Annotated in this window: 17 protein-coding genes; 5 read left to right on the top strand and 12 right to left on the bottom strand. The window is 59.7% G+C overall.

Annotated elements, in window-relative coordinates:
* Positions 1-107 precede the first annotated feature (107 nt).
* Together HHL26_RS16510 and HHL26_RS16505 are read left to right on the top strand one after the other, a co-directional pair.
* Positions 108-1301, top strand: coding sequence for an aromatic ring-hydroxylating dioxygenase subunit alpha (locus tag HHL26_RS16510; protein WP_169576206.1), 1194 nt, complete (start codon positions 108-110; stop codon positions 1299-1301).
* Positions 1298-2095 carry a glucose 1-dehydrogenase gene (locus HHL26_RS16505; RefSeq protein ID WP_087573576.1) on the top strand — a complete coding sequence of 266 codons (798 nt, stop codon included), beginning with the start codon at positions 1298-1300 and terminating at the stop codon, positions 2093-2095. Before HHL26_RS16510 ends, HHL26_RS16505 begins: the two co-directional genes overlap by 4 nt.
* 43 nt (positions 2096-2138) lie before the next feature.
* Here HHL26_RS16505 and HHL26_RS16500 read toward each other — a convergent pair whose 3' ends face one another.
* The 5 genes from HHL26_RS16500 to HHL26_RS16480 form a co-directional block, all read right to left on the bottom strand.
* Positions 2139-3017: an SDR family NAD(P)-dependent oxidoreductase gene (locus HHL26_RS16500; RefSeq protein WP_087573577.1), complete on the bottom strand. Its 879-nt coding sequence runs from the start codon at positions 3015-3017 to the stop codon at positions 2139-2141.
* Positions 3017-3541 carry a nuclear transport factor 2 family protein gene (locus HHL26_RS16495; protein WP_169576205.1) on the bottom strand — a complete coding sequence of 175 codons (525 nt, stop codon included), beginning with the start codon at positions 3539-3541 and terminating at the stop codon, positions 3017-3019. Before HHL26_RS16495 ends, HHL26_RS16500 begins: the two co-directional genes overlap by 1 nt.
* 28 nt (positions 3542-3569) lie before the next feature.
* Positions 3570-4238 carry an NADPH-dependent F420 reductase gene (gene npdG, locus HHL26_RS16490; protein WP_169576204.1) on the bottom strand — a complete coding sequence of 223 codons (669 nt, stop codon included), beginning with the start codon at positions 4236-4238 and terminating at the stop codon, positions 3570-3572.
* Positions 4235-6589: a 5-amino-6-(D-ribitylamino)uracil--L-tyrosine 4-hydroxyphenyl transferase CofH gene (cofH, locus tag HHL26_RS16485; RefSeq protein ID WP_169576203.1), complete on the bottom strand. Its 2355-nt coding sequence runs from the start codon at positions 6587-6589 to the stop codon at positions 4235-4237. The genes npdG and cofH overlap by 4 nt, the downstream gene beginning before the upstream one ends.
* Positions 6590-6707: 118 nt before the next feature.
* Complete coding sequence (locus HHL26_RS16480) at positions 6708-8012, bottom strand: MFS transporter (protein ID WP_169576202.1); 1305 nt, start codon at positions 8010-8012, stop codon at positions 6708-6710.
* 189 nt (positions 8013-8201) lie between these two features.
* Here HHL26_RS16480 and HHL26_RS16475 point away from each other — a divergent pair, with 189 nt between their 5' ends.
* Positions 8202-8861, top strand: coding sequence for a TetR/AcrR family transcriptional regulator (locus tag HHL26_RS16475; protein WP_087573581.1), 660 nt, complete (start codon positions 8202-8204; stop codon positions 8859-8861).
* Between the two features lie 13 nt (positions 8862-8874).
* Here HHL26_RS16475 and HHL26_RS16470 read toward each other — a convergent pair whose 3' ends face one another.
* From HHL26_RS16470 to HHL26_RS16460, 3 genes are read right to left on the bottom strand one after another with little or no spacing between them, the layout of a single operon-like run.
* A complete protein-coding gene (locus tag HHL26_RS16470; protein WP_169576201.1) occupies positions 8875-9966 on the bottom strand; it encodes an acyl-CoA dehydrogenase family protein in 1092 nt (363 codons plus the stop codon).
* Entirely contained in the window at positions 9963-11153 is a 1191-nt protein-coding gene (locus tag HHL26_RS16465) for an acyl-CoA dehydrogenase family protein (RefSeq protein WP_169576200.1), read from the bottom strand. The genes HHL26_RS16470 and HHL26_RS16465 overlap by 4 nt, the downstream gene beginning before the upstream one ends.
* A 53-nt stretch (positions 11154-11206) precedes the next feature.
* Positions 11207-12097, bottom strand: a complete 891-nt coding sequence (locus HHL26_RS16460; protein WP_346765593.1) for an enoyl-CoA hydratase — start codon at positions 12095-12097, stop codon at positions 11207-11209.
* A gap of 316 nt (positions 12098-12413) precedes the next feature.
* Here HHL26_RS16460 and HHL26_RS16455 point away from each other — a divergent pair, with 316 nt between their 5' ends.
* Both HHL26_RS16455 and HHL26_RS16450 read left to right on the top strand, forming a co-directional pair.
* Positions 12414-14927, top strand: coding sequence for a TonB-dependent receptor (locus HHL26_RS16455; RefSeq protein WP_169576198.1), 2514 nt, complete (start codon positions 12414-12416; stop codon positions 14925-14927).
* Positions 14928-14989: 62 nt separating this feature from the next.
* Entirely contained in the window at positions 14990-16018 is a 1029-nt protein-coding gene (locus HHL26_RS16450) for an NADP-dependent oxidoreductase (protein WP_087573586.1), read from the top strand.
* 7 nt (positions 16019-16025) lie between these two features.
* Here the strand turns inward: HHL26_RS16450 and HHL26_RS16445 are convergent, their stop codons facing one another.
* The 4 genes from HHL26_RS16445 to HHL26_RS16430 are packed head-to-tail and all read right to left on the bottom strand — an operon-like array spanning position 16026 to position 19852.
* The gene (locus HHL26_RS16445) at positions 16026-16766 is read right to left on the bottom strand and encodes a DUF2889 domain-containing protein (protein ID WP_087573587.1); all 741 of its coding nucleotides are present in this window, start codon (positions 16764-16766) and stop codon (positions 16026-16028) included.
* Positions 16759-17769 (bottom strand): Rieske 2Fe-2S domain-containing protein, encoded by a 1011-nt coding sequence (locus tag HHL26_RS16440; RefSeq protein ID WP_087573588.1) that lies wholly within the window; start codon positions 17767-17769, stop codon positions 16759-16761. Before HHL26_RS16440 ends, HHL26_RS16445 begins: the two co-directional genes overlap by 8 nt.
* Positions 17770-17786: 17 nt before the next feature.
* A complete protein-coding gene (locus tag HHL26_RS16435; protein ID WP_206377500.1) occupies positions 17787-18548 on the bottom strand; it encodes an SDR family oxidoreductase in 762 nt (253 codons plus the stop codon).
* Positions 18545-19852: an acyl-CoA dehydrogenase family protein gene (locus HHL26_RS16430; protein WP_169576197.1), complete on the bottom strand. Its 1308-nt coding sequence runs from the start codon at positions 19850-19852 to the stop codon at positions 18545-18547. Before HHL26_RS16430 ends, HHL26_RS16435 begins: the two co-directional genes overlap by 4 nt.
* Positions 19853-19862: the final 10 nt, after the last annotated feature.

The raw sequence follows: 19862 nt of genomic DNA, 5'->3' as shown, positions 1-19862 counted from the left end.
AAAATATGACTGGATAATCATTTGTGTTGAAGTTTATGCGCCGTCGCGCATAATGGACATAACAGCAAGGCGCCCGATCAGCGCGCCCCACAGCCTGGGAGAATAGGATGTCACCCGACCGTTCCGTCATGATCGAGGCAATGAAGCGCCTGATCGGCAATGTCGAAGCCAAGACCTGCACCATGGCCGATTCGATCATGGAATTGCCCTCCGCTTATTATCTGGACGAGGAATATTGGAAGCGGGAGGTCGACCGGCTGTTCCACAAAAGTCCCATCGTCCTGGCTTTAAGCTGCGAGATAGCCGAACCCAACAGCTATGTCGCGCTGGACAATGTGCCCGGCTTCCGCATCGTCGTGACCCGCGACGGCAAGGGGCAACCCCACGCCTTCTATAATGCCTGCTCCCATCGCGGCGCGCCGGTCGTTTCCGGCCGGGGCAAGGCTCCGCGCTTTTCCTGTCCTTACCATAGCTGGACCTACACGACGGAAGGCAAGCTGGTCGGCGTGACGTCCGAACGGCTGTTTGGCGAATGCGCCAAGGGCGAAATGGGTCTGACCCCTATCCGGGTCGAGGAACGCCATGGCCTGATCTTCGGCGTGCTGGACCCGGACGCGCCCTTCGACCTGGACGATTTCCTGGGCGATTATGGCGCGGAACTGGAACAGGTCGGCCTTGCCCATATGCATCATGTGTGGAGCCATGATTTCAAGGGGCCAAACTGGAAATTCTGCAAGGACGGCTTCATCGAAAACTACCATTTCGCGAGCGTTCACAACGAAAGCCTGCCCACTTTCATGGGCGACATCAACGTGACGGACATGTGGGGCATGCATTCGCGCATCCTGTTGCCCGATGTTGAAATCCATCGCCAGCGCGCATTGCCCGAAGAGGAATGGAATCCGCCAGCGGCGTTCGCCACCGTCTATTACATGTTTCCCAACACCATGATTTCGACCTGCTGGGGCGACTGGCCGCTCATTACCCGGCTCTATCCCGGTCTGCGGCCCGACGAAAGCACGGCCGTCCAGACCTTGCTGTCCCGCAACGTCCCGACGTCCGAGACGATCGCGGAGGCGAAATCCTGGGAGGCGAGCTACAAGCGCATCACCCAGGAAGAGGATTATGTGCTGGATTACGGCATCCAGCATGCGGCAGAAAATGGGCACGGCAGAATCTACCGCCTGGGCCGCAACGAGGCCGCATTGCAGCATTTCCACCAGTCGGTCGCCCGGCTGGTGGATCCGCCCGTCGGCCTGACGAGCCGCGCCTCGCAAAAGCGGATGGAGGAAATGGCATGAGCGCCGATCTGGAAGGACGGGTCGCCATCGTCACCGGCGGCGCCAGGGGCCAGGGCGCCGCTACCGCCCGGCTGTTCGTGGAGAATGGCGCACGCGTCGTCATCGCGGATGTTCGTGATGAGGAAGGCCATGCGCTGGCATCCGAACTGGGCGATGCCGCACAGTTCGTCCATCTGGACGTGACGGACGAATCCAACTGGCAAAATCTGGTGACGGCCACGACCGAGCGGTGGGGCCACATCGACATATTGGTGAACAATGCGGCGATCCTGCTGGTATCTGCCCTCAACGATGTAAAGAAAGCAGAGTTTTCTCGTCTGCTGGAAGTCAATGTGCTGGGCGCCTGGCTGGGCATGAAGACCGTTTCGCCCGTCATGATCGATCGGAAACGCGGCTCCATCATCAATGTCTGTTCCACCGCCGCGCTGTGGGGGATGCACGGAACGGGCGCCTATCTGACCAGCAAATGGGCATTACGGGGCATGAGCAAAACCGCCGCCATGGAATTGGGCTGGCAGGGCGTGCGCGTCAACGCGATCTTCCCCGGCGGGGTGAACACGCCCTTCGCCAATCCCGACGGCGCCGGCGAAGACGACATGAACCAATATTTCAAGGGACAGCCGATCCAGCGCATCGGCCGCCCCGACGAAATCGCACAGACGACACTGTTCCTTGCTTCCGACAAGGCATCTTATCTGTGCGGCGCGGAAATAGCCGTCGATGGCGGCATGACGCTGGGCGTTTACGGTGACTTGTATCCCGGCGGCCCCAATTCGCCACAGACGGCAGGTTGACCGATGAAGGGGGGACTCCAGCCGGGGAGCCCCCCTTCATCGGTCAATATCGGCTCACCGGATTTTCGGCATCTCTGCGACTCATCGCTGTGAAGCCGTCGAATTGCGGATTGCTTCGCGACAAAATGGCTTGCGTCCGTGCTTCGATCGATTCATCGAAATTGTCTGACGTGAAGATATAGAAGCGTTTCGCTTCAACCCCTTCAAATGCCTGACGCGCAACGGTTTCGGGGTCAGCACCGCCAGCGGCAATCGACCGGAGCGCTTCGGGTTCTTCTATATCGGCGGCGGCGCTGCGCAGATGCGCGGGACGCACACGCTCTGTCTCGAATATCCGGGTATTGACCAATCCCGGACACAACATGCTGACACCGATCGGCGCATCCCTCTCGAGCAGGGAGGCATAAAGCGCCTCTGTCACCCGTACGGCGGCATGCTTGCTGGCGCCATAGACTGGAGAGCCTGCGCCGCTGATGAAGCCCGAGACCGATGTGGTGTTCAGGATATGCGCCGGTCTGTCCGCCTCCAGCATACGAGGGACAAAGCTGCGTAGGCCGTTGACGATACCCAGCACATTGACATCGAACGCCCAATGCCAGTCCTGAACTTCATATTCCCAAACCGCCCGGTGGCGCCCTCCCGGAACGATGCCGGCATTGTTGCACAGAAGATCGACCACTCCGAACCGGGCATAGGCTTGGTCGGCCATGCGTTCCACATCGGCAGCATCAGAGACATCGACCCGCATCATATGGACCTCCACCGAGGGGCAGCTTTCGGCGGTGGCACGCAATCCAGCCTCATCCACATCGGCGATTAGCATATTCATGCCCCGGCTGGCAGCCGCGCGCGCCAGCGCCGCGCCAATACCGCTGGCGCCGCCGGTGATGACCGCTGTCTGTCCTGAGAAACTATGCGCCATCACCCCCTCGTTTCCGTCAGCCAGCTTCGCAGCGAATAGCTGGCGTCATCGGGGTGCCGTTGCTCATCGCTCTTCGGCATGAGGGCATGCACGCCCGCCGGGAAGGATCCCGCCACCTCCAGATCGATAATGATGGTGCGACAGGCAATCTTCCATTCGCCGTTCCGCCGTTCGAACCGGTCGAGATAACGGCCGACATGGATTGCCGGCTTGCTTGCGTCTCCGTCCTTCATCACGGAGATTGAGATCAGATAGGATTCGCCCGTCGCGCGATCGCCTGCGATCTCGAACAGGCAGTTGGAGGTCAGATGCGACGTCGTCACCGCATGGACGCGCAGGGCCGCCGGAGTCGTTTCGGCGAAGGCGTGCGCACTGCCCGAAAAGGAAATCATGTTCACCGTTGCGTCGTCGAAGAACACCGCCTTGAGCTGATCGACATCACAGCGGTCCAGCCCCCGCGCATAACGGTTCACCAGTTCGAGAAGATCGCTCCTGTCGAGCATTTCCTGAATGCGATCGGTCATGCCGTTTCCTTTCCCATAGTGCCTCGGTTCAACCGGCCTCGCCCATTTGCAGATCACCGGTGATCCTGATGCCTGCGCCATCGACGCGATAATGCTTGTTCATGAAGATCAGCAGCGACGTCATCGCCTCGGCCGCAGCGGAATTGGCGAGGGCACCCGCATGCAGACCCCGCAGCCCGATCGCATGGGCCATTGCGACGACAACCGCGCGCGATTCCTTGTCGTCGCCGAACACCAGTACATCACATCCCACATCGACATCTTGTGCGAGCTTGTGTGCCGCGACGTTGTGAAATGCCGAAACCAGCCTGACGCCTTCGCCCAGTATCGCCTGCGCCCGCAATGCCGCGCTGCCTTCTTCGGGCAACTGCACGCGCATGACGCGGGGCGGAACCAGCGGAACGGTGGTGTCCACGACGATCTTTCCATCCACGAAGGGCGCGATGTCCCGCATCGTCGCATCCTGCGCGGCGAAAGGCACGGTCACCAATATGATGTCCGCCCTCGCGGCGGCATCTGCATTGCCAAGGCCTTCGGCGCCATGTCCGATCCGTTCGGCTTCCGCGGCGGCACTCGCGGCCGAACGCGAACCGATCAGGATGCGATGCCCCGCTTTGGCCAGCCGGCTGCCGATCGCGCTCCCCAGGCTGCCGGTGCCGCCCACGATCGCAATGCATTGATCCTTGTTCAAAATCATGTCCTCTCCAATTGATGTTCACGGGAAGCGGAAGGATCAGCTTCTTCCGGCAATAGATCATAAAGAGTGGTGCGCTGACGTAGCGGACGGCCGATGGAGCGGGCAAGACGTGCCATGGCGGGCTGATCGAACAATTGCCCATGCACTCCGCCCGCCGCACGCGTAATGGATTCGTCCATCAGCACGCCGCCCAGGTCGTTCGCTCCTGCATCCAATATGGCAGCCGCGCCGTCCGGACCCATTTTAACCCAACTGACCTGAATATTGGGAATAAGCGGGTGCAGGACGATACGGGCAACGGCATGCATCAGCACGGCTTCGCGATAGGTCGGACCGGACCGGCTTGCTCCCCTTCGCCAGAAGGGTGCCTCCATATGCACGAAAGGCAACGGAACGAACTCGGTAAAACCGCCGGTTTCCCGCTGCAACGCCCGGACCTGCAACAAGTGGCTCGTCCAATGCGTGTAATTATCGACATGACCGAACATGATGGTCGCCGTGCTGCGTAGCCCCACGCCATGCGCCGCACGCATGATCTGTATCCATTGATCGGCCGTGACCTTGTCCGGCGCGATGATCGCCCGCACATCCGGATCGAGAATTTCGGCCGCCGTACCCGGCAGGGTCGAAAGTCCCGCCGCCTTCAGCCGAGCCAGATAATCTTCGATCGGCAGACCCAGCGTCGTCGCGCCGTGATGAACCTCCAGCGCTGAAAAGGCATGAATATGAAGCGACGGCGCGGCGGTCCTGACGGCATCGACGATCGCCAGATAGGTTTCGCCGTCATAGTCGGGATGAATTCCGCCCTGCAGGCAGACCTCCGTCGCGCCGCGCTCGACGGCCTCGACCGCGCGGCGGCTGATTTCAGGCAGGTCCAGCCGGTAAGCCGGTCCGCGCAGCGCCTTGGTGCTGCCCTTGGAAAAGGCGCAGAAACCGCATTTGTAGAGGCATATATTGGTATAGTTGATGTTGCGATTGACGACATGAGTGACCGTGCTGCCGACAGCCTCCTGCCGTATCCTGTCCGCCATTTGCACGACCGCGGAAAAATCGCCGCCATCGGCCGTGAACAACGTGGCGATAGCCTCCCGCCTCGGTTCCTGCCCACCGGCCAGTCCCGCCAATATGCGGGAGATTCGCGGCGAAGTCTGCTGCCCCAGGATCAGATCGGGCGCGGCGAGACCGGATCCGGCATGCCAGTCATCCGCGCGAACCAGCCCTTGCCCGTCCACCTGCCGGCGAACCGAAGGGGCAAGGCGCGGATCGAGCCATTTGCCTGGTTCTGATGCATGGCGCGGCCCGATAGCAAGGCGCTGCCGCAATATCCGACCCGCTCGGGCGGATGCCTCGTCAAGTGTCGCCAGATGCGGCCATGGCGCTTCAGGATTGACATGGTCGGCGGTCACGGGCGACACGCCGCCCCAATCATTCATGCCTGCCGCGATCAGGGATTCCAGCGCATCGGGTTGCAGATTGGGGGGCACCTGTATGCTGACATCCCGTGGCAGAATGAGGCGGGCGACCGCAATGCTCCAAAGCAGTTCTTCGAGTGGCGCATCGGCATGGCCAGCCATCAGCGTTCCCGGCTTGGCCCGGAAGTTCTGGACGATAACCTCCTGGATATGGTCATGGCGCAGATGAAGGTCGCGCAACGCGCACAGTGCCTCAACCCGCTCGAACCGCGTTTCGCCGATGCCTATCAATATGCCGCTGGTAAAAGGCACTTTTGCTTCGCCGGCAGCCGCGATCGATGCCAGTCGCACAGCAGGCCTCTTGTCGGGAGACCCGAAATGCGGGCCGCCCTTCTCACACAGCCGCTCCGAACTGCTTTCCAGCATCAATCCCATGGATGCCGCGTGCGGGCGCAGCATCGCATAATCGTCCGGCGACAATATGCCCGGATTGAGGTGCGGCAGCAGCCCCGTCTCCTCGAACACCGCCCTGGCCGCCGCAGCCACATAGGCCAGCGTACTGTCATAGCCATGGTCCGTCAGCCATGAGCGGGCCGCGCCATAGCGATCCTCCGGGCGATCCCCCAATGTGAAAAGGGCTTCGCGACATCCCTGCCGGGCACCCGCCCGCGCGATCGACAAGACCTCGTCCATTTCGAGATAGGGACTGTCCATACGCCTCGGCGTCGTGGCGAAGGTGCAATAATGGCAGACATCCCGGCACAGGCGGGTCAGCGGAATGAAGACCTTGGGAGAATAGGTGACGATCGGCCCGAACGCATCAAGCGCAACAGCGCCCGCAGCCTCCATGAGGGCGGCAGTTTCAACTTCGCCCATAAGGGCCATGATCCGAGCAGGTGACATCACGGCATCCAGCGGCGTTACGGGATGGTCAGACATATGCGCGTGCGTTCCTCAACGAAGTGCATCCGGTGAAATTCGCCAGGATCGGCCATGGCGGCAAGTCCGGCAAAACCCCGCCTGTACAGCAGAGGATAGCGTAGAAAAAAATGACTGTCTAATCATTTACTGGCCCGACAGCGCGTTCCTGACCGCTCTGAAAGGCCGCCATGTCGGCCTTGAGCCGAGATCCGGCAAGCAGGAACAGGACGGCCGCAGGCAGGCTGGTCAGGGACATGATCGCCAGCGACCAGGCCAACGCATCGCCCGGTCCACTGAAATGCCCGACAAGGGCGTCGCTAAGTACTCCGGTCGCAAAAGGCCCGGCAGCGCCCCCCAATCCTGCTGTCACCACGATGCAGCCGGCGGCCAAAGCCCGATTCGAAGGTTGCACCAGCGATTGTGCGATAGCTGCCTGAGGGGGAATCCAGCAATTGAGGAGGATGGCGCCGACAATCCCCGCGGGCAGGGAAAGCATCGGCGTCACGGCGATACGATATTGATAAGCCGCCATCAGGGGGACGACGAGCATGGCCGCCGCAGGCATCCAGCAATACCAGCGGACATCTCTTCGGCTCAAGAAATCGCTCAGAAATCCGCCACCGAACATGCCAAGCGCACCGCCCACGCCCGATATCAGAGCCACGATGATGGTGATCTGTTCGATGGGCAGCAAAAAAACGCGACCGTAAAATGGCGCATTCCAATTCAGCGCGGCATTCAATGGAATAGCGCCCAGAAAGCCCGCAGCCAGCAACCGGCGATAAGCGCCGGACCCCAATATTTCCTGGAGCGCCTCTGTCATGCTGGTCGATGCTACGGCTATTGCGCGTCCGCTGTCCGCTTTTCCATGCGGTTCGTCCCGCAGGAAGAAAAGGATCAGCGGAACCACCGCCAGACCTATGCCACCCAGCAGGACGAAGGTCGTCCGCCATCCCAAAGCGGCGCTCAACATTCCGCTGGAAAATATTCCCAGCAAAGTGCCCAGAGGGAAGACCATCTGCCAGATCGCGATCGCACGACCGCGCTGGCGAGCGGGAAATTGATGCGAAAGCAACGCCTGCGCAGCGGGAGAACAACCTGCTTCACCGATCGCGACGCCCATGCGCAGCACGGCCAGCGCCAGGAAACCGTTGGCGAGACCGCACAGCATCGTCAGCCCGTTCCACGCGGCCAGACAGACCAGAATGACCCGTTTGGGCGAAAGACGATCGGCCAGGCGGGCAATCGGTATCGCTGCCAATGTATAGACCAGCGAAAAGGACAGGCCCGTGATCGCACCCAATTGGGTATCGCTCAATCCCAGCTCCGCCTTGATGGGAACTTGCAGGATCGAGATGCTGAGACGATCCATGTAATTGGTCAGCCCGACCAGCATCAACAGCAGGAGCGTGAGCCATTTGTTGAAGGGGGCAACGCGCATTCCGCCCCGAGGCCTCGGCATGACTCCCGAATCATCCATCATCCTTCTCCTTTATCCTGCCGTGCGCACAACGGATGAAGCTTGAGCGGTCACCTCAACGCAGTGGGCGGATGAATTATCCGATAGCCATTCGCACGCTTGCTCAGGAAAGCGCCGCCCGGTAGAGATCAGCCAAGCGAAAGGATCAAGATGGCGCGTAAGGCTACGGAAACGGCGGCGGAAAGCACGGCTGCCGGAACAAAAACGAAAACGGTCGCGGGAAGGCGTGCGGAACGTCAGATCGCCACGCGGCGCAAGATTCTGGATGCCGCTGCGCGCGTCATCGGCCGCTATGGCTATGTGGGCTGCTCCGTCGCCCGAGTGACAGCCAAGGCGCGAATGGCTCATGGCACCTTTTACCTGTATTTCAAATCGCAGCAGCAATTGTTCGATACGATATTGCCGACGTTGGGAGCCGAAATACTGACGAGCATCGCCGCGGCGATTGGAGACGAAACCGACCCCATCGAAATCGAGCGGCTCGGTTTCACCGCCAATATCGCTTATACCGCCAGCCATCCTTATATGAACCGGGTGCTCTACGAGGCGCAATTGTTTGCGCCCAAAGCATATCGCCGCTGGCTGGACGGCATAGCCGAAAGCTATGTCCGCTCGTTCAAGCGTACGCTGACGAGCGGACCTTTCGCCTCCGCGAGCGATGAGCAGTTGCATATGCTGGCAATCATGATCGTGAACGCGCGAACCGCGTTGCTGTTCAGGATCGACAATAAAACCGCCGCTCAACCCGATTTCGTCAAGGAAACGATCGAAACCTACCTGACATTCGTCACCAACGGATTGGGCATCTGACACACCGGACCCGTCAGAGCGCGTGCCGGGCAATGCGCGTGACATGCCATCCCGCCGTTCCGAATTGCGAACCATTGGCGAGAATGCGCTTAAGATAATGCCCGGCCGAACATTCGTCGGTCATGCCCATGCCGCCATGAATCTGGATCGCGCTTTCGCCAACCTGGCGTCCGGACCGGTCGGCTTGCGCCTTGGCCGCAGAGATGCGCACAGACATATCGGACACGGAATCATCGAAACCCTTCAAAGCGTCGGCGACCATGGCCGCCGCCATCTGTTGGGCAATATACATATCGACCAGCCGGTGCTGAAGCACTTGGAAACTGCCGATCGGTTGCCCGAACTGCTTGCGGACCTTGGCATAATCCAACGTGTCGCGGTTCAACCCGGCAATCGCCCCAACCGTCTCCGCAGCCGCGCAAATCGCAGCCAGATCGTGAAGCACGGCAAGAGCGGGCGTCGCTTCGCCCCCGATCGCCTCGCCTTGCGCATCAGCCAGGACGACACGACTGGCCATGCGATTGTCGATAAGCCGGTAGTGCTGAAACGCCACGCCCGGCTGGTCCCGGTCGAGCAGATAGAAACCCAGAACACCCTGTTCATCGCGCGCAGACACAATGAGCTTTGCGGCCATCCCGCCATCCATCACGTGAATCTTCTGCCCGCTCAACCGTCCACCACGGACGCTCGTCTCGACATGATCGAAAATATCGCCCGAATTTGCCTCACGATGGGCAAAACCTAGGCGCAATTCGCCCGCAACGATTGCTGGCAGCAACGTACGCTTCAGGTCTTCAGAACCCAACCTGGCGACAAGCGTAGCTCCCAGGACGATGCTGTCCATATAGGGCATTGGCAGAAGATTATAACCTATCTGCCGCATGACCATCGCAAGGTCGGCCGCGCCGCCGCCAATGCCGCCATATTCAGGGCTGATACCGATAGCGAACAGACCCTGTTCGCCAAAAGCGGCCCATTCCTCGCGACCGCAGACGAGATTGCCCGACCGGCATCGGTCGATGCTGAAATATTGCTCGGCTAACCGCTCGACTGTCGCCCCGACCAGCCGCCGGTCTTCCTCATCCAGATTTGTCATATAGGTCATAGCCCCAGCACCGCCTTCGCGATGATATTTTTCTGCACTTCGCTTGACCCACCCCAAATGGAATAAACCCGGCCGAACAGATATTCGCCTACGGCCCCCGCAGCTCCTCTGGGCGCAACGAGCGGCGCGGCATCCCCCGGAACGAGCGCTTCAGCCTGGAAAGAAAGCCCGGCCTGGGACAGGGCATCGACATGTGCACCGGAAATCGCCTGAAGCAATTCGGCGCTGACGATCTTGAGCATGGATGCGGAAAGGCCTGGATCGTTGCCCGCTTCAAGTTCCGAGAACATCTGGCTGCACAGGCTGACCAGGCACATGAGTTTGAGCTCCAGCTCTCCCAGGCGCTGGCGCCAGGCCTGCGTTTCCACCAACGCCACCGAACCTTGTCGGATTTCGGAGAGAAAGAAACGCAACTGCGCCATCAGCCGCTGCGCCTTGCCCACCTCTGCCGAGATCAGGCGTTCATTGTCGAGGAGGAATTTGGCATAGGTCCAGCCGCCGCCTTCCTGTCCCACCAGATTTTCAACCGGAACCCGGACTTCGTCCAGGAAGACTTCGTTCAGATCCTCAACCAGGTTGATGCTCTTGATCGGCCGGACCGAAACGCCCGGGCTTTTGAGATCGATCAGAAGGAAAGATATGCCCCGCTGCGGTTTCGCATCGGGATCGGTCCGCACCAGCGTGAACATCATGTCCGCCCACTGCGCCATGGATGTCCAGATCTTGTGGCCGGACACGACGTAATGATCTCCGTCCCGTACCGCTCGCGTCTGCAAATTCGCCAGATCCGATCCGGCCCCACGCTCCGAATAGCCCTGCGCCCACCAGATGTCATGGCTGACCGTCGGCGCCAGCCACCGCTGCTTCTGCGCCTCGTTGCCGAAGCTGTAGATAACGGGACCGACATAGGTGATCCCGAACGGCGCCAGCCAGGGCGACCCTGCCCGATAAAGTTCGTTTTCGAACACCCAGCGCTTGAGGCGCGACCAGCCCAGACCACCATATTCCTGCGGCCAGTGCCCAATCAGCCAATCTTTTTCTTGCAGAATGCGCATCCACCGGACGAAATCCGTCTTATCCAGATGCTGGTTCAGAAGCACCTTCGACCGGATGTCCGCCGGAAGTCCGGTCTTGCAGAACTCCGCGACCTCCTCCCGGAATTCAGCAAGATCCTTCGCCATTTCCATTTAACCTGTTCCCCGATCACATTTCCAACGCGGCAACCCCGGCTCCAAAAGCGCTAGGCACTCTCCGCCCGACCGTCACCGATCACCAATTCGCTAAGTCCGCCCTTGCGCAGAACTGTTTCGGGAATGCCGTTGGGGTTCAGAAGCCCACCGAACCGCAGGCGATTGTCAGCGTGATTGAGCTGATGATAGGCGAAGGCCAGATCGATGGATTTTTGCAGACCCTGCATATCGAGTGCAGCGTTGACCGCTTCCTTGGCAAGTTTGATGGCCAAAGTCGGCTTCGCCGCGATCTTGCGCGCCATGTCGTGGACGAACATCTCAAGATCGGCTGCCGGGACGACATGGTTGACCATCCCCATTTCGCGGGCCTGGCGGGCGTCCCAGCTGTCGCTCGTAAACAGCAGCTCCTTGGCCTTGCGACCGCCCAATTCCCAGACATGCGCAAAATATTCGACGCCAAGAACGCCTATATTGACAACCGGGTCCTGAAACAGGGCATCCTCGGCAGCCACGATGATATCGCAAATCCAGGCAAGCATCAGCCCGCCGGCAATGCAGGCGCCCTGAACCTGCGCGATGACTGGCTTGGGGATCGAACGCCAACGGCGGCACATGTCCAGATAGGTTTCATGTTCCCAACCCAACCATCCTTCGACGTCGCCCGTTTGCACGTCACCCCAGGTCGAAGTCAGATCATAGTCTCTGCCAACCGCGTCATGGGCGAGATCCTTGAGGTCGTGTCCCGTCGAAAAATGCCGCCCTGCTCCGCACAATATGATGCAACGAACCGCCTTGTCGCGCGCCGCGCGCATGAACGCCTCGTTCAAGGCATAGATCATCGCGACATTCTGGGCATTGCCGGCAGATGGACGGTTGAGCGTGATCCGGGCGATCCCGTCCTCCAGGTTCTCATATAGAACCAGCCCTGTTTCATTTGGCACTACCACCCTCCAAACTCCCGAATCATCATGATGGGTCATTCATATTTTTTCTAGACCTCGTTTTTTTCAAATGTCCTCAAAGGCCGAGGAAACTGAAAAAATTCCAGCCTGAATATAAAATATATTATTATATATCATATATATAGGTCAATTTTCACAACCCCCGTCATTCACCGGAGGGCCAGGAAAGCCATATACATGCCCTTTGATACATCACGAATATATGATTGACCAGTCATTTTTTTTGGTTAGGGTTGGGCCGCAGAGACAAAGGCACGACACAAGCAGCCTTGCAAATGAACAGGGAGAGAGGCGAATGCCGACAGATATGACCCGTTTTCGTACCGCGCGGATGAACGCCCTGACCGCCAGCCTCATAGCCATAGCCGCGTCGGCGGCCGCGCCGGCTCAGGCACAAGAGCCGACGACGCAGGATGCCTCTGCCCCGGAAAATCAGGGCGGACTGCGGGAAATCATCGTCACCGCCCGAAAACGACAGGAAAATGCCCAGAATATTCCAGTGGCCGTGACCGCCCTGTCGTCCGAAGACCTCGTCAACCGCAACATCCGATCCATTGAGCAGGTCGCGGCGTCCGTCCCGCAATTCACCGTCGCTCGTGGCAGTTCCGGCAGCGGTGCGAATCTCAGCTTGCGCGGCATCGGATCAAACTTCACGAGCATCGGCATAGAACAGTCGGTCTCGGTCAATGTTGATGGCGTCTATTATGGCCAGGGCAGAATCCTGAATGAAGGGCTGTTCGACATGGCTCAGGTCGAAATCCTGAAAGGACCGCAGGCGCTGTTCTTCGGAAAGAATTCGACCGCCGGCGCCCTGTCATTCACCACGGCCGATCCAGGGTCAAAGACCGAAATCATCGGCCGCGCAGGCTATGAATTCCGGACTCGCGAAAAATATCTGGAAGGCGTGGTGTCAGGTCCGTTGTCCGAGACGCTGGGCGCGCGCCTGGCGGTGCGCTGGAGCGACATGAGCCGTGGCTATATGCAAAACCAGGCGGCCGGTGGACCTTTCAAGGTCAACGATATCGCAAATGGCGGCGCGCAGACGGTCTACACTGTGCCTCGATCGACCCGATACGGTCCGATGGAGGAAAATCTCAACATTCGAGGGACGCTCAAATATCAGCCGACCGATCGGTTCACGATCACATTGAAAGGCGGCATGAGTGATCGCAACGCGACATCAGCCGGTTTCTTGAACGAATTGTTTCGTTGTCCGGTCGGAGGCAGCTCACAACTGCAACCTGGGAACGAGTGCGATAAGGATTGGAAAGGATATTGGGACGACCTTCCTGGCGATCTGGTCAGCGCCAATCCGCTTCTCGGAAAGAAGAACGGTCAGCTTTACGACAACTACCGTTCCTACACCGCGACTGCCACCGTCAAATATGATACCGACATCGTTAATTTCAATTGGGTGAACGGGTATCAGAGTTTCAAGAACCAGTTCAGCCTTAAATCGGATGCGACAACCAATGCCAATCGTGGCACTTATGCGGGCACTGGAACGGAATATGAGGCTTATTCGACGGAATTCCGTGCGCAGACCGACCTCAAAATACCGGTGAACTTCCTCCTTGGTCTTTATTATCAAGCGTCGAAGCTGAAGTTCCAGCAGGACATCATTTTCCCCGGCACGGCGGCGGCAGGCCATGCGATCGACACCAGCGTCGTCGACCCGGCGCTGGTGCCGCTGACCGTCCGCAAAGTCGGGCAGACCGATGGCGCAACCTTCGCACTGTTCGGCCAGTTGCTGTGGGACATCGTGCCAACCCTCCAGATGACGGCCGGCGGCCGGTTGACGAGCGAAACGAAGGATTCGACGTTCCGGATGCCTTATGTAAACCGCAATTTGCGTGCGGTTTACCGGATGTACGACCCCGCCAATCCGCTTTCGCAATTCGTGCATCATCAAAAGTTCGACGATTTTTCGCCGGAAGTTACGCTGACCTGGAAGCCCACACCGCGCCTGACCGTTTATGGCGCTTACAAGACCGGGTACAAATCGGGCGGCTTTTCGATCAGCGGCCTCAATACCGTCACGACCACCGTCGGCGACCTCGCCTTCGGTCCCGAAACCGTCGATGGATTCGAAGCCGGCATCCGCAGCAAGCTGTTCGATAACAGCGTGCGGCTGAACCTGACTGCATTCCGTTATGATTATAAGGATTTGCAGGTCGACTTCTTCAACTCCGCCATCACTACCTTCGTGACGTTCAACGCGGGAACCGCCCGCACCCAAGGTCTGGAGCTGGACGGGGAATGGGCGCCGCGATCCGTGCCTGGCCTGACGCTCCGGGGCGCGCTGGCCTATACCGATGCCAAATATACCGACTTTCCCGGCGCTCCCTGCTATGCGGGTCAGACACCCACCATGGGTTGCCTGGCTCCCACGGCAACCACTCCCTACATTCATCAGAATCTGGACGGCGTGCATACGCAGCTAGCGCCCAAATGGAGCGGAACTCTGGGCGTCGATTATGAAACCGATATCGGGTCGGCACTGAAAGGGGGCCTGCTGCTCAACCTTCGCTACAGCGACAGCTATCTGGTCAGCCCCTTCGGCAATCCGGTCGACGTGCAAAAATCTTTTGCAACGCTGGACGCCACCTTGCGGCTGGGGGCGCAGAATGATCGCTGGCAGGTCGCGCTGATCGGCAAGAACCTGACGAACCGCTATATCCTCAATGCTGCGCAGGACGCGCCGAGCACTGGTTCCGGCACGGGAACGGCAGCCGGGGTGCCAGCCGACCAATATGGCTTCCCAGCGCCGCCGCGCACCGTGGCGCTCCAACTCACTGTCCGTTACTGACGGGCATAAGGGGGCGGATTTGATCCCCTCCTTCCTTGAACGCCATTCAAAAGGGGCGCCGCATGGACACGATGCGCATGACTCTGAAGGACTATCCTGACGCAGCCATCGACGCGAACACCTTTGCAGCGGTGTCGGAACCGCTGCGTCCGCTCGAGGAAGGAGAGGCGCTTTTCGAAAATATCTATGCCACGGTGGATCCGGCTCAAAGCCGACGGCTCAGGCGATATGAAAATTATGTCCCGTCTTTCCGGCCTGGCGATCTGATCGCGGGCCTTTCGCTCGGCCGGGTGATCCAGTCACGCTCGCCCCTATTTGTGGAGGGCGACTATTGGACACATTGGAGCGGTTGGGAAACGCACAGCATCGTTCGGGCGCCTGCAGAACAGGGGCCGTTGGCCCAGCGCGCCGATCCGGCTGTCGCGGCCCTGACGGACTATCTTGGTCCACTGGGCGGGAAGGGCATCACGGCGTGGATCGGCATGAAATTGCTGGGCGCCGTGAAACCGGGCGATACCGTGCTGATATCGGCGGCGGCGGGCGCAGTCGGCGGCATCGCCGGGCAGCTTGCCCGCGTCTATGGAGCGTCCCGGATCGTCGGCATCGCAGGCGGGCCGGACAAGTGCCGGCATCTGGTCGATACGCTCGGCTATGACGCCGCGATAGACCGGCACGCAGGCGATATCGATGTGGCGATCGACCGGGAATTGCCGGATGGAATCGACATGTATCTCGACAATGTCGGCGGAGCCCTTCAAGCGGTCGTCATGGAACGGATGCGCCGCTTCGGGCGCTTCGTGATCACCGGTACGGTGGCCGAATATGGCCTGGACGTGCCTCCGCCCGGCCCGAATCTCTTCGTCACGGTGCGGCGCGGTTTCAGCATCCATGGCTATCTGGCGACGCAATATTATGATCGGTTCGCGGAATTCCGTGCCGAGATGCATGATTATCTGGCCAGCGGTCAAATCAAGGCCGGGGTCGACATAGTCGAGGGACTGGATCAGGCCGGGGAGGCGATGGCTGGCATGTTGGCAGGCAACAATATCGGTCAGCGGTTGATCCGGATCGCTACCGATCCGACGCTCTGAAATGCTGTCAGGAAAAGCCCGGCGACCGTGAAAGCAACCGGACATTCGGATCGGTCACGTCGATGATCGAGTCTGACACGGCAAAGGCATGATCGCGCTGTTCCGGCTGATAGCTGTAACACACCGCTCCCATATCCGTTGCGGCAGCGACGGGCTGCGGCTTGAAAAGGCTCATCCCTTTGCCCAGCCAGAGCGATCTTCGCAACAGCCACAGCGTCATGGCCTCTTCATCCGAACATTCCGCCAGCCATTTGCGGAAGCCCTTGTAAAGATCACGGCCCGCATAGCCGGCTGGCCCAAGGATCATGCTGCCATCGACCTTAATGCTCGATATCTCCTGGCCATCGCGCATCAATGTACCGCGATTCTGCCCCGGCAAAATCCCATCCTTGCGCACGACCATGTCATATCGTCGGTCACTGGCCGAATGCGCGGCATGCACCATGGCAAGCGCTGCAAGCTCGAACAGATGGGTGCATTGAAGCTGCATCGGCAGCAAAGCCGCAAGCATTTCGGGCCGCCCTATCAGCGCCTGCCCGGCCAACATCTTTAGCGGGCTTCCCGCATGGCCGCAGGTCGTCCAGGGAAAGCGGATTGTCGCGGCTGCGACATCTATGACGCGACCGGCATCATGTTTCAACAGGACACCGAAATGGTGGAAATTATCCTCCAGCCATGCCGTCACAGTGCCCGCTTCCGGAGAGGCGAGCGCTATGGAACGACGAACGATCACATGGGCATCACGCATCTTCTGGATAAAAGCGTTCAGCCCAATGGCGCACAATAGTCATCGCCTTTTCCTCTTGGGGAGAAAGAGAGGCATCGGCAATATATTTCATATTCTCCCAGATGGGAATATCCCGCTCGATCTGAACGAACTGTTCCCTCACCCTGGCTGCAGCCATGCCTTCTGGCGGCTCAACGGGATTGAAATCATCCTCCCCCATTACCAGAACGGTTTGGAACATGTCGCAATGCTCATCATCCACCGGGGTTTGCGCCTGGATGCTGACGGCTGAATCGGGCTGAGGGAAGAAGGTGTATTGGAAACCCATACCCCAAAGCTCGGCCCCAACCTCCACCACGATGGGACCATCCGGGGTCAAGCGGGTCGATTTCTTGCCGAAGCCATAGGTGATGTTGTTCGCGATCTGCATCTTATACCCGTCAATCTCGATGCGGGTGGTCTCGATCGGTCCCTTGGCCTTGTGGATCCAGCGCAGATGTTCGACATCGACATTGTTTTCCGGAATATATTGGGGACGGGTTTTCACCTTGCGCCAACTTTTCGTGCAATGCGGATAGACGTTATAACGTTCGCCTTCCGCGACGCCCGGCAGGTCGACTGGACCTTCGAAAAGCGGAGGACGCCCCTGCGCATCAAACCAGACCCAGACGATCTGGTTTGCAACCACGGTTTCCCAGGCTCCCATCCGGCAGCGATCCGTCGCCTTCTTTTCCAGCGGCACCAGCTCATTGCGGCCATCAGCGCCCCAGCGCCATCCATGATAGGGGCAAACAATGCTGTCGCCCACGACTGTCCCGCCGTGGCCCAGATGCGCGCCCATATGCCGGCAATGGGCATCGAGCACATGATATCCGTTACGGCCGCGATAAAGAACGAGATCACGGTTGAAATAATGCAACGGCCGGACATCGCCGACCGCAAGTTCGTCTGCCCAGGCGATCTGGAACCAGCCGCTGGGAAACCCCTTATGGGGAAAGGCATCTTCGGTCTCAGGAGATGACATGTTGACGGTTGCTCCGGTTATCTGGTGTACAGCGCGCCGCCGTCGACGCGAATAAGGGCTCCGGTAGTGAAACTCGATCCCGCGCTGGCGAGGTAGAATGCGGTGGTGAGCATTTCCTCCGGCTGCGCGAACCGGCCAAGCGGCACGCTGTTCAACGCCTGCGGGTCATCGGCCCAGTCACCCGCGACATCGGTCAGGAAACCGCCGGGGCAGATCACATTGACCCGCACCTTGGGCGCATATTCCCGCGCCAGCGCGATCGAGAGCGCGTTCACCGCCGCCTTGGCCCCGGCATAGGCGCCGAAATAGGGCGACGGCATCAACGAACCCAAAGAGGAGACGTTGATGATGGAACCGCCCTCCCCCGCCGCCATGCGCGATCCGATCAAAGTCGCAAGGCGATAAACGCCCTTGAAATTGACGTCTACGATCTTGTCGAACAGGGTCTCCGACACTTCGACCATCGACGGCGCGAGCGGCGACATGCCGGCATTGTTGATCAGAATATCGACCTTGCCGAACTCCGCATAGGCGGCGTCGGCCAGCCGTTCCAGTTCGTCCCATTTGCCGACATGCACACCGACCGCCAGCGCGCGCGCGCCCAGCTTGCGCACTTCGACGGCCACCTCTTCGCAGGCATCCTGCTTGCGGCTGGCGATGACCACATCCGCACCACGCCGGGCAAAGCCCAGCGCCATCTCGCGTCCCAGCCCGCGGCTTCCACCCGTGACCAGCAGCACCTTGCCCGAAAAATCGAAGGCGTCCCTCTCCATCGTCATACCCGCCTGTTTAATGTTTCCGGGGTCAATCCAAACTGTGCCAGCGCGGCGGCGCGGGCAGCAGGAAGATGCTGCGGCGGGAAAAATCCTTCATGCGGCGTCGCCCGCCTCAGGATACGCCGCGCGACCGACACCTTGTGAACCTCGGTCGGGCCGTCCGCCAGACCGAGCATCCCGGTCATGAACAGCATATGAGCGAAAGGCATTTCGTTCGACACGCCCAGCGAACCATGCATATGCATGGCCCGCCAGATGATCTTTTCCGCGATATCGGCGCTCGCGACCTTGACCATGGAAATCGCCTCCCGCAATTCCCGTTCCCGGCCCTTCTGGTCGGCCAGCCAGGCGCAATGCAGCACCAGCAGGCGAAACTGCCGCAGGGCGATCTGCGATTCCGCAATGTCGAACTGGACCGACTGCTTTTCGCTGATCAGGACGCCGCTGGTCTTTCGGCTCACGGCCCGGTCCGCCATCATGTCGATCGCCTTCTGGCAAAGACCGATGGTGCGCATGGCATGGTGTATGCGCCCGCCGCCCAGACGCGACTGCGCGACCTCATAACCGCCACCGCGCGGCCCCAGCATGGCCGAGGCCGGAACGCGCAAATTGGTATAGCGCATATAGGGGTGGCCGCCGCGCTCCGGATAGGGTTCGGTGAACACGCCCGTCTCGCGCACGAACTCGACGCCCGGCGTGTCGGTGGGAACCAGGAACATGGACGCCCGGCGATAAGGTTCCGCATCCGGATCGGTCACGGCCATGATAATCAGGAAATCGGAATAGTTGGCATGGCTGGAAAACCATTTTTCGCCATTTATGACATAGTCATCGCCATCCCGATCGGCCCGGCAAGAAAAATAGATCGGGTCCGACCCGCCTTCGGGTTCCGTCATCGAAAAGGCGCTGTAGACTTCGCCGTCCAGCAAGGGTTGCAGATAGCGTTCCTTCTGCTCTGGCGTGCCGTAACGAGCCAGAATTTCCGAATTTCCGGAATCCGGTGCCTGGCATCCGAACACGACCGATCCCCAGTTGGTCCGGCCCAATATCTCCGCGATGTGCAGATATTTGACCTGCCCGAAGCCCGGACCACCCAGATCATGGTCGAGATGCGCCGCCCAAAGTCCTTTTTCCTTCACCTCCTTTTGAAGCGGCGCCAAAATCATGCGCGCTTCCACCAGCGACTTGTCATGCGGCGATGCGGGACTGGGCCACAACACATCCAGCTTTTCGACCTTTTCATCGACAAAGGCACGAACCCAATCGAGCTTTGCTTTGAAGTCATCATCCAGTTCGAAATCAATCATGGAAACCTCT

This window comes from Sphingobium sp. TB-6, from assembly GCF_012927365.1.
Lineage (GTDB): Bacteria > Pseudomonadota > Alphaproteobacteria > Sphingomonadales > Sphingomonadaceae > Sphingobium.
The sequence above is the reverse complement of the archived record's forward strand: the minus strand, read 5'-3'. Positions and strand labels throughout refer to the sequence as shown.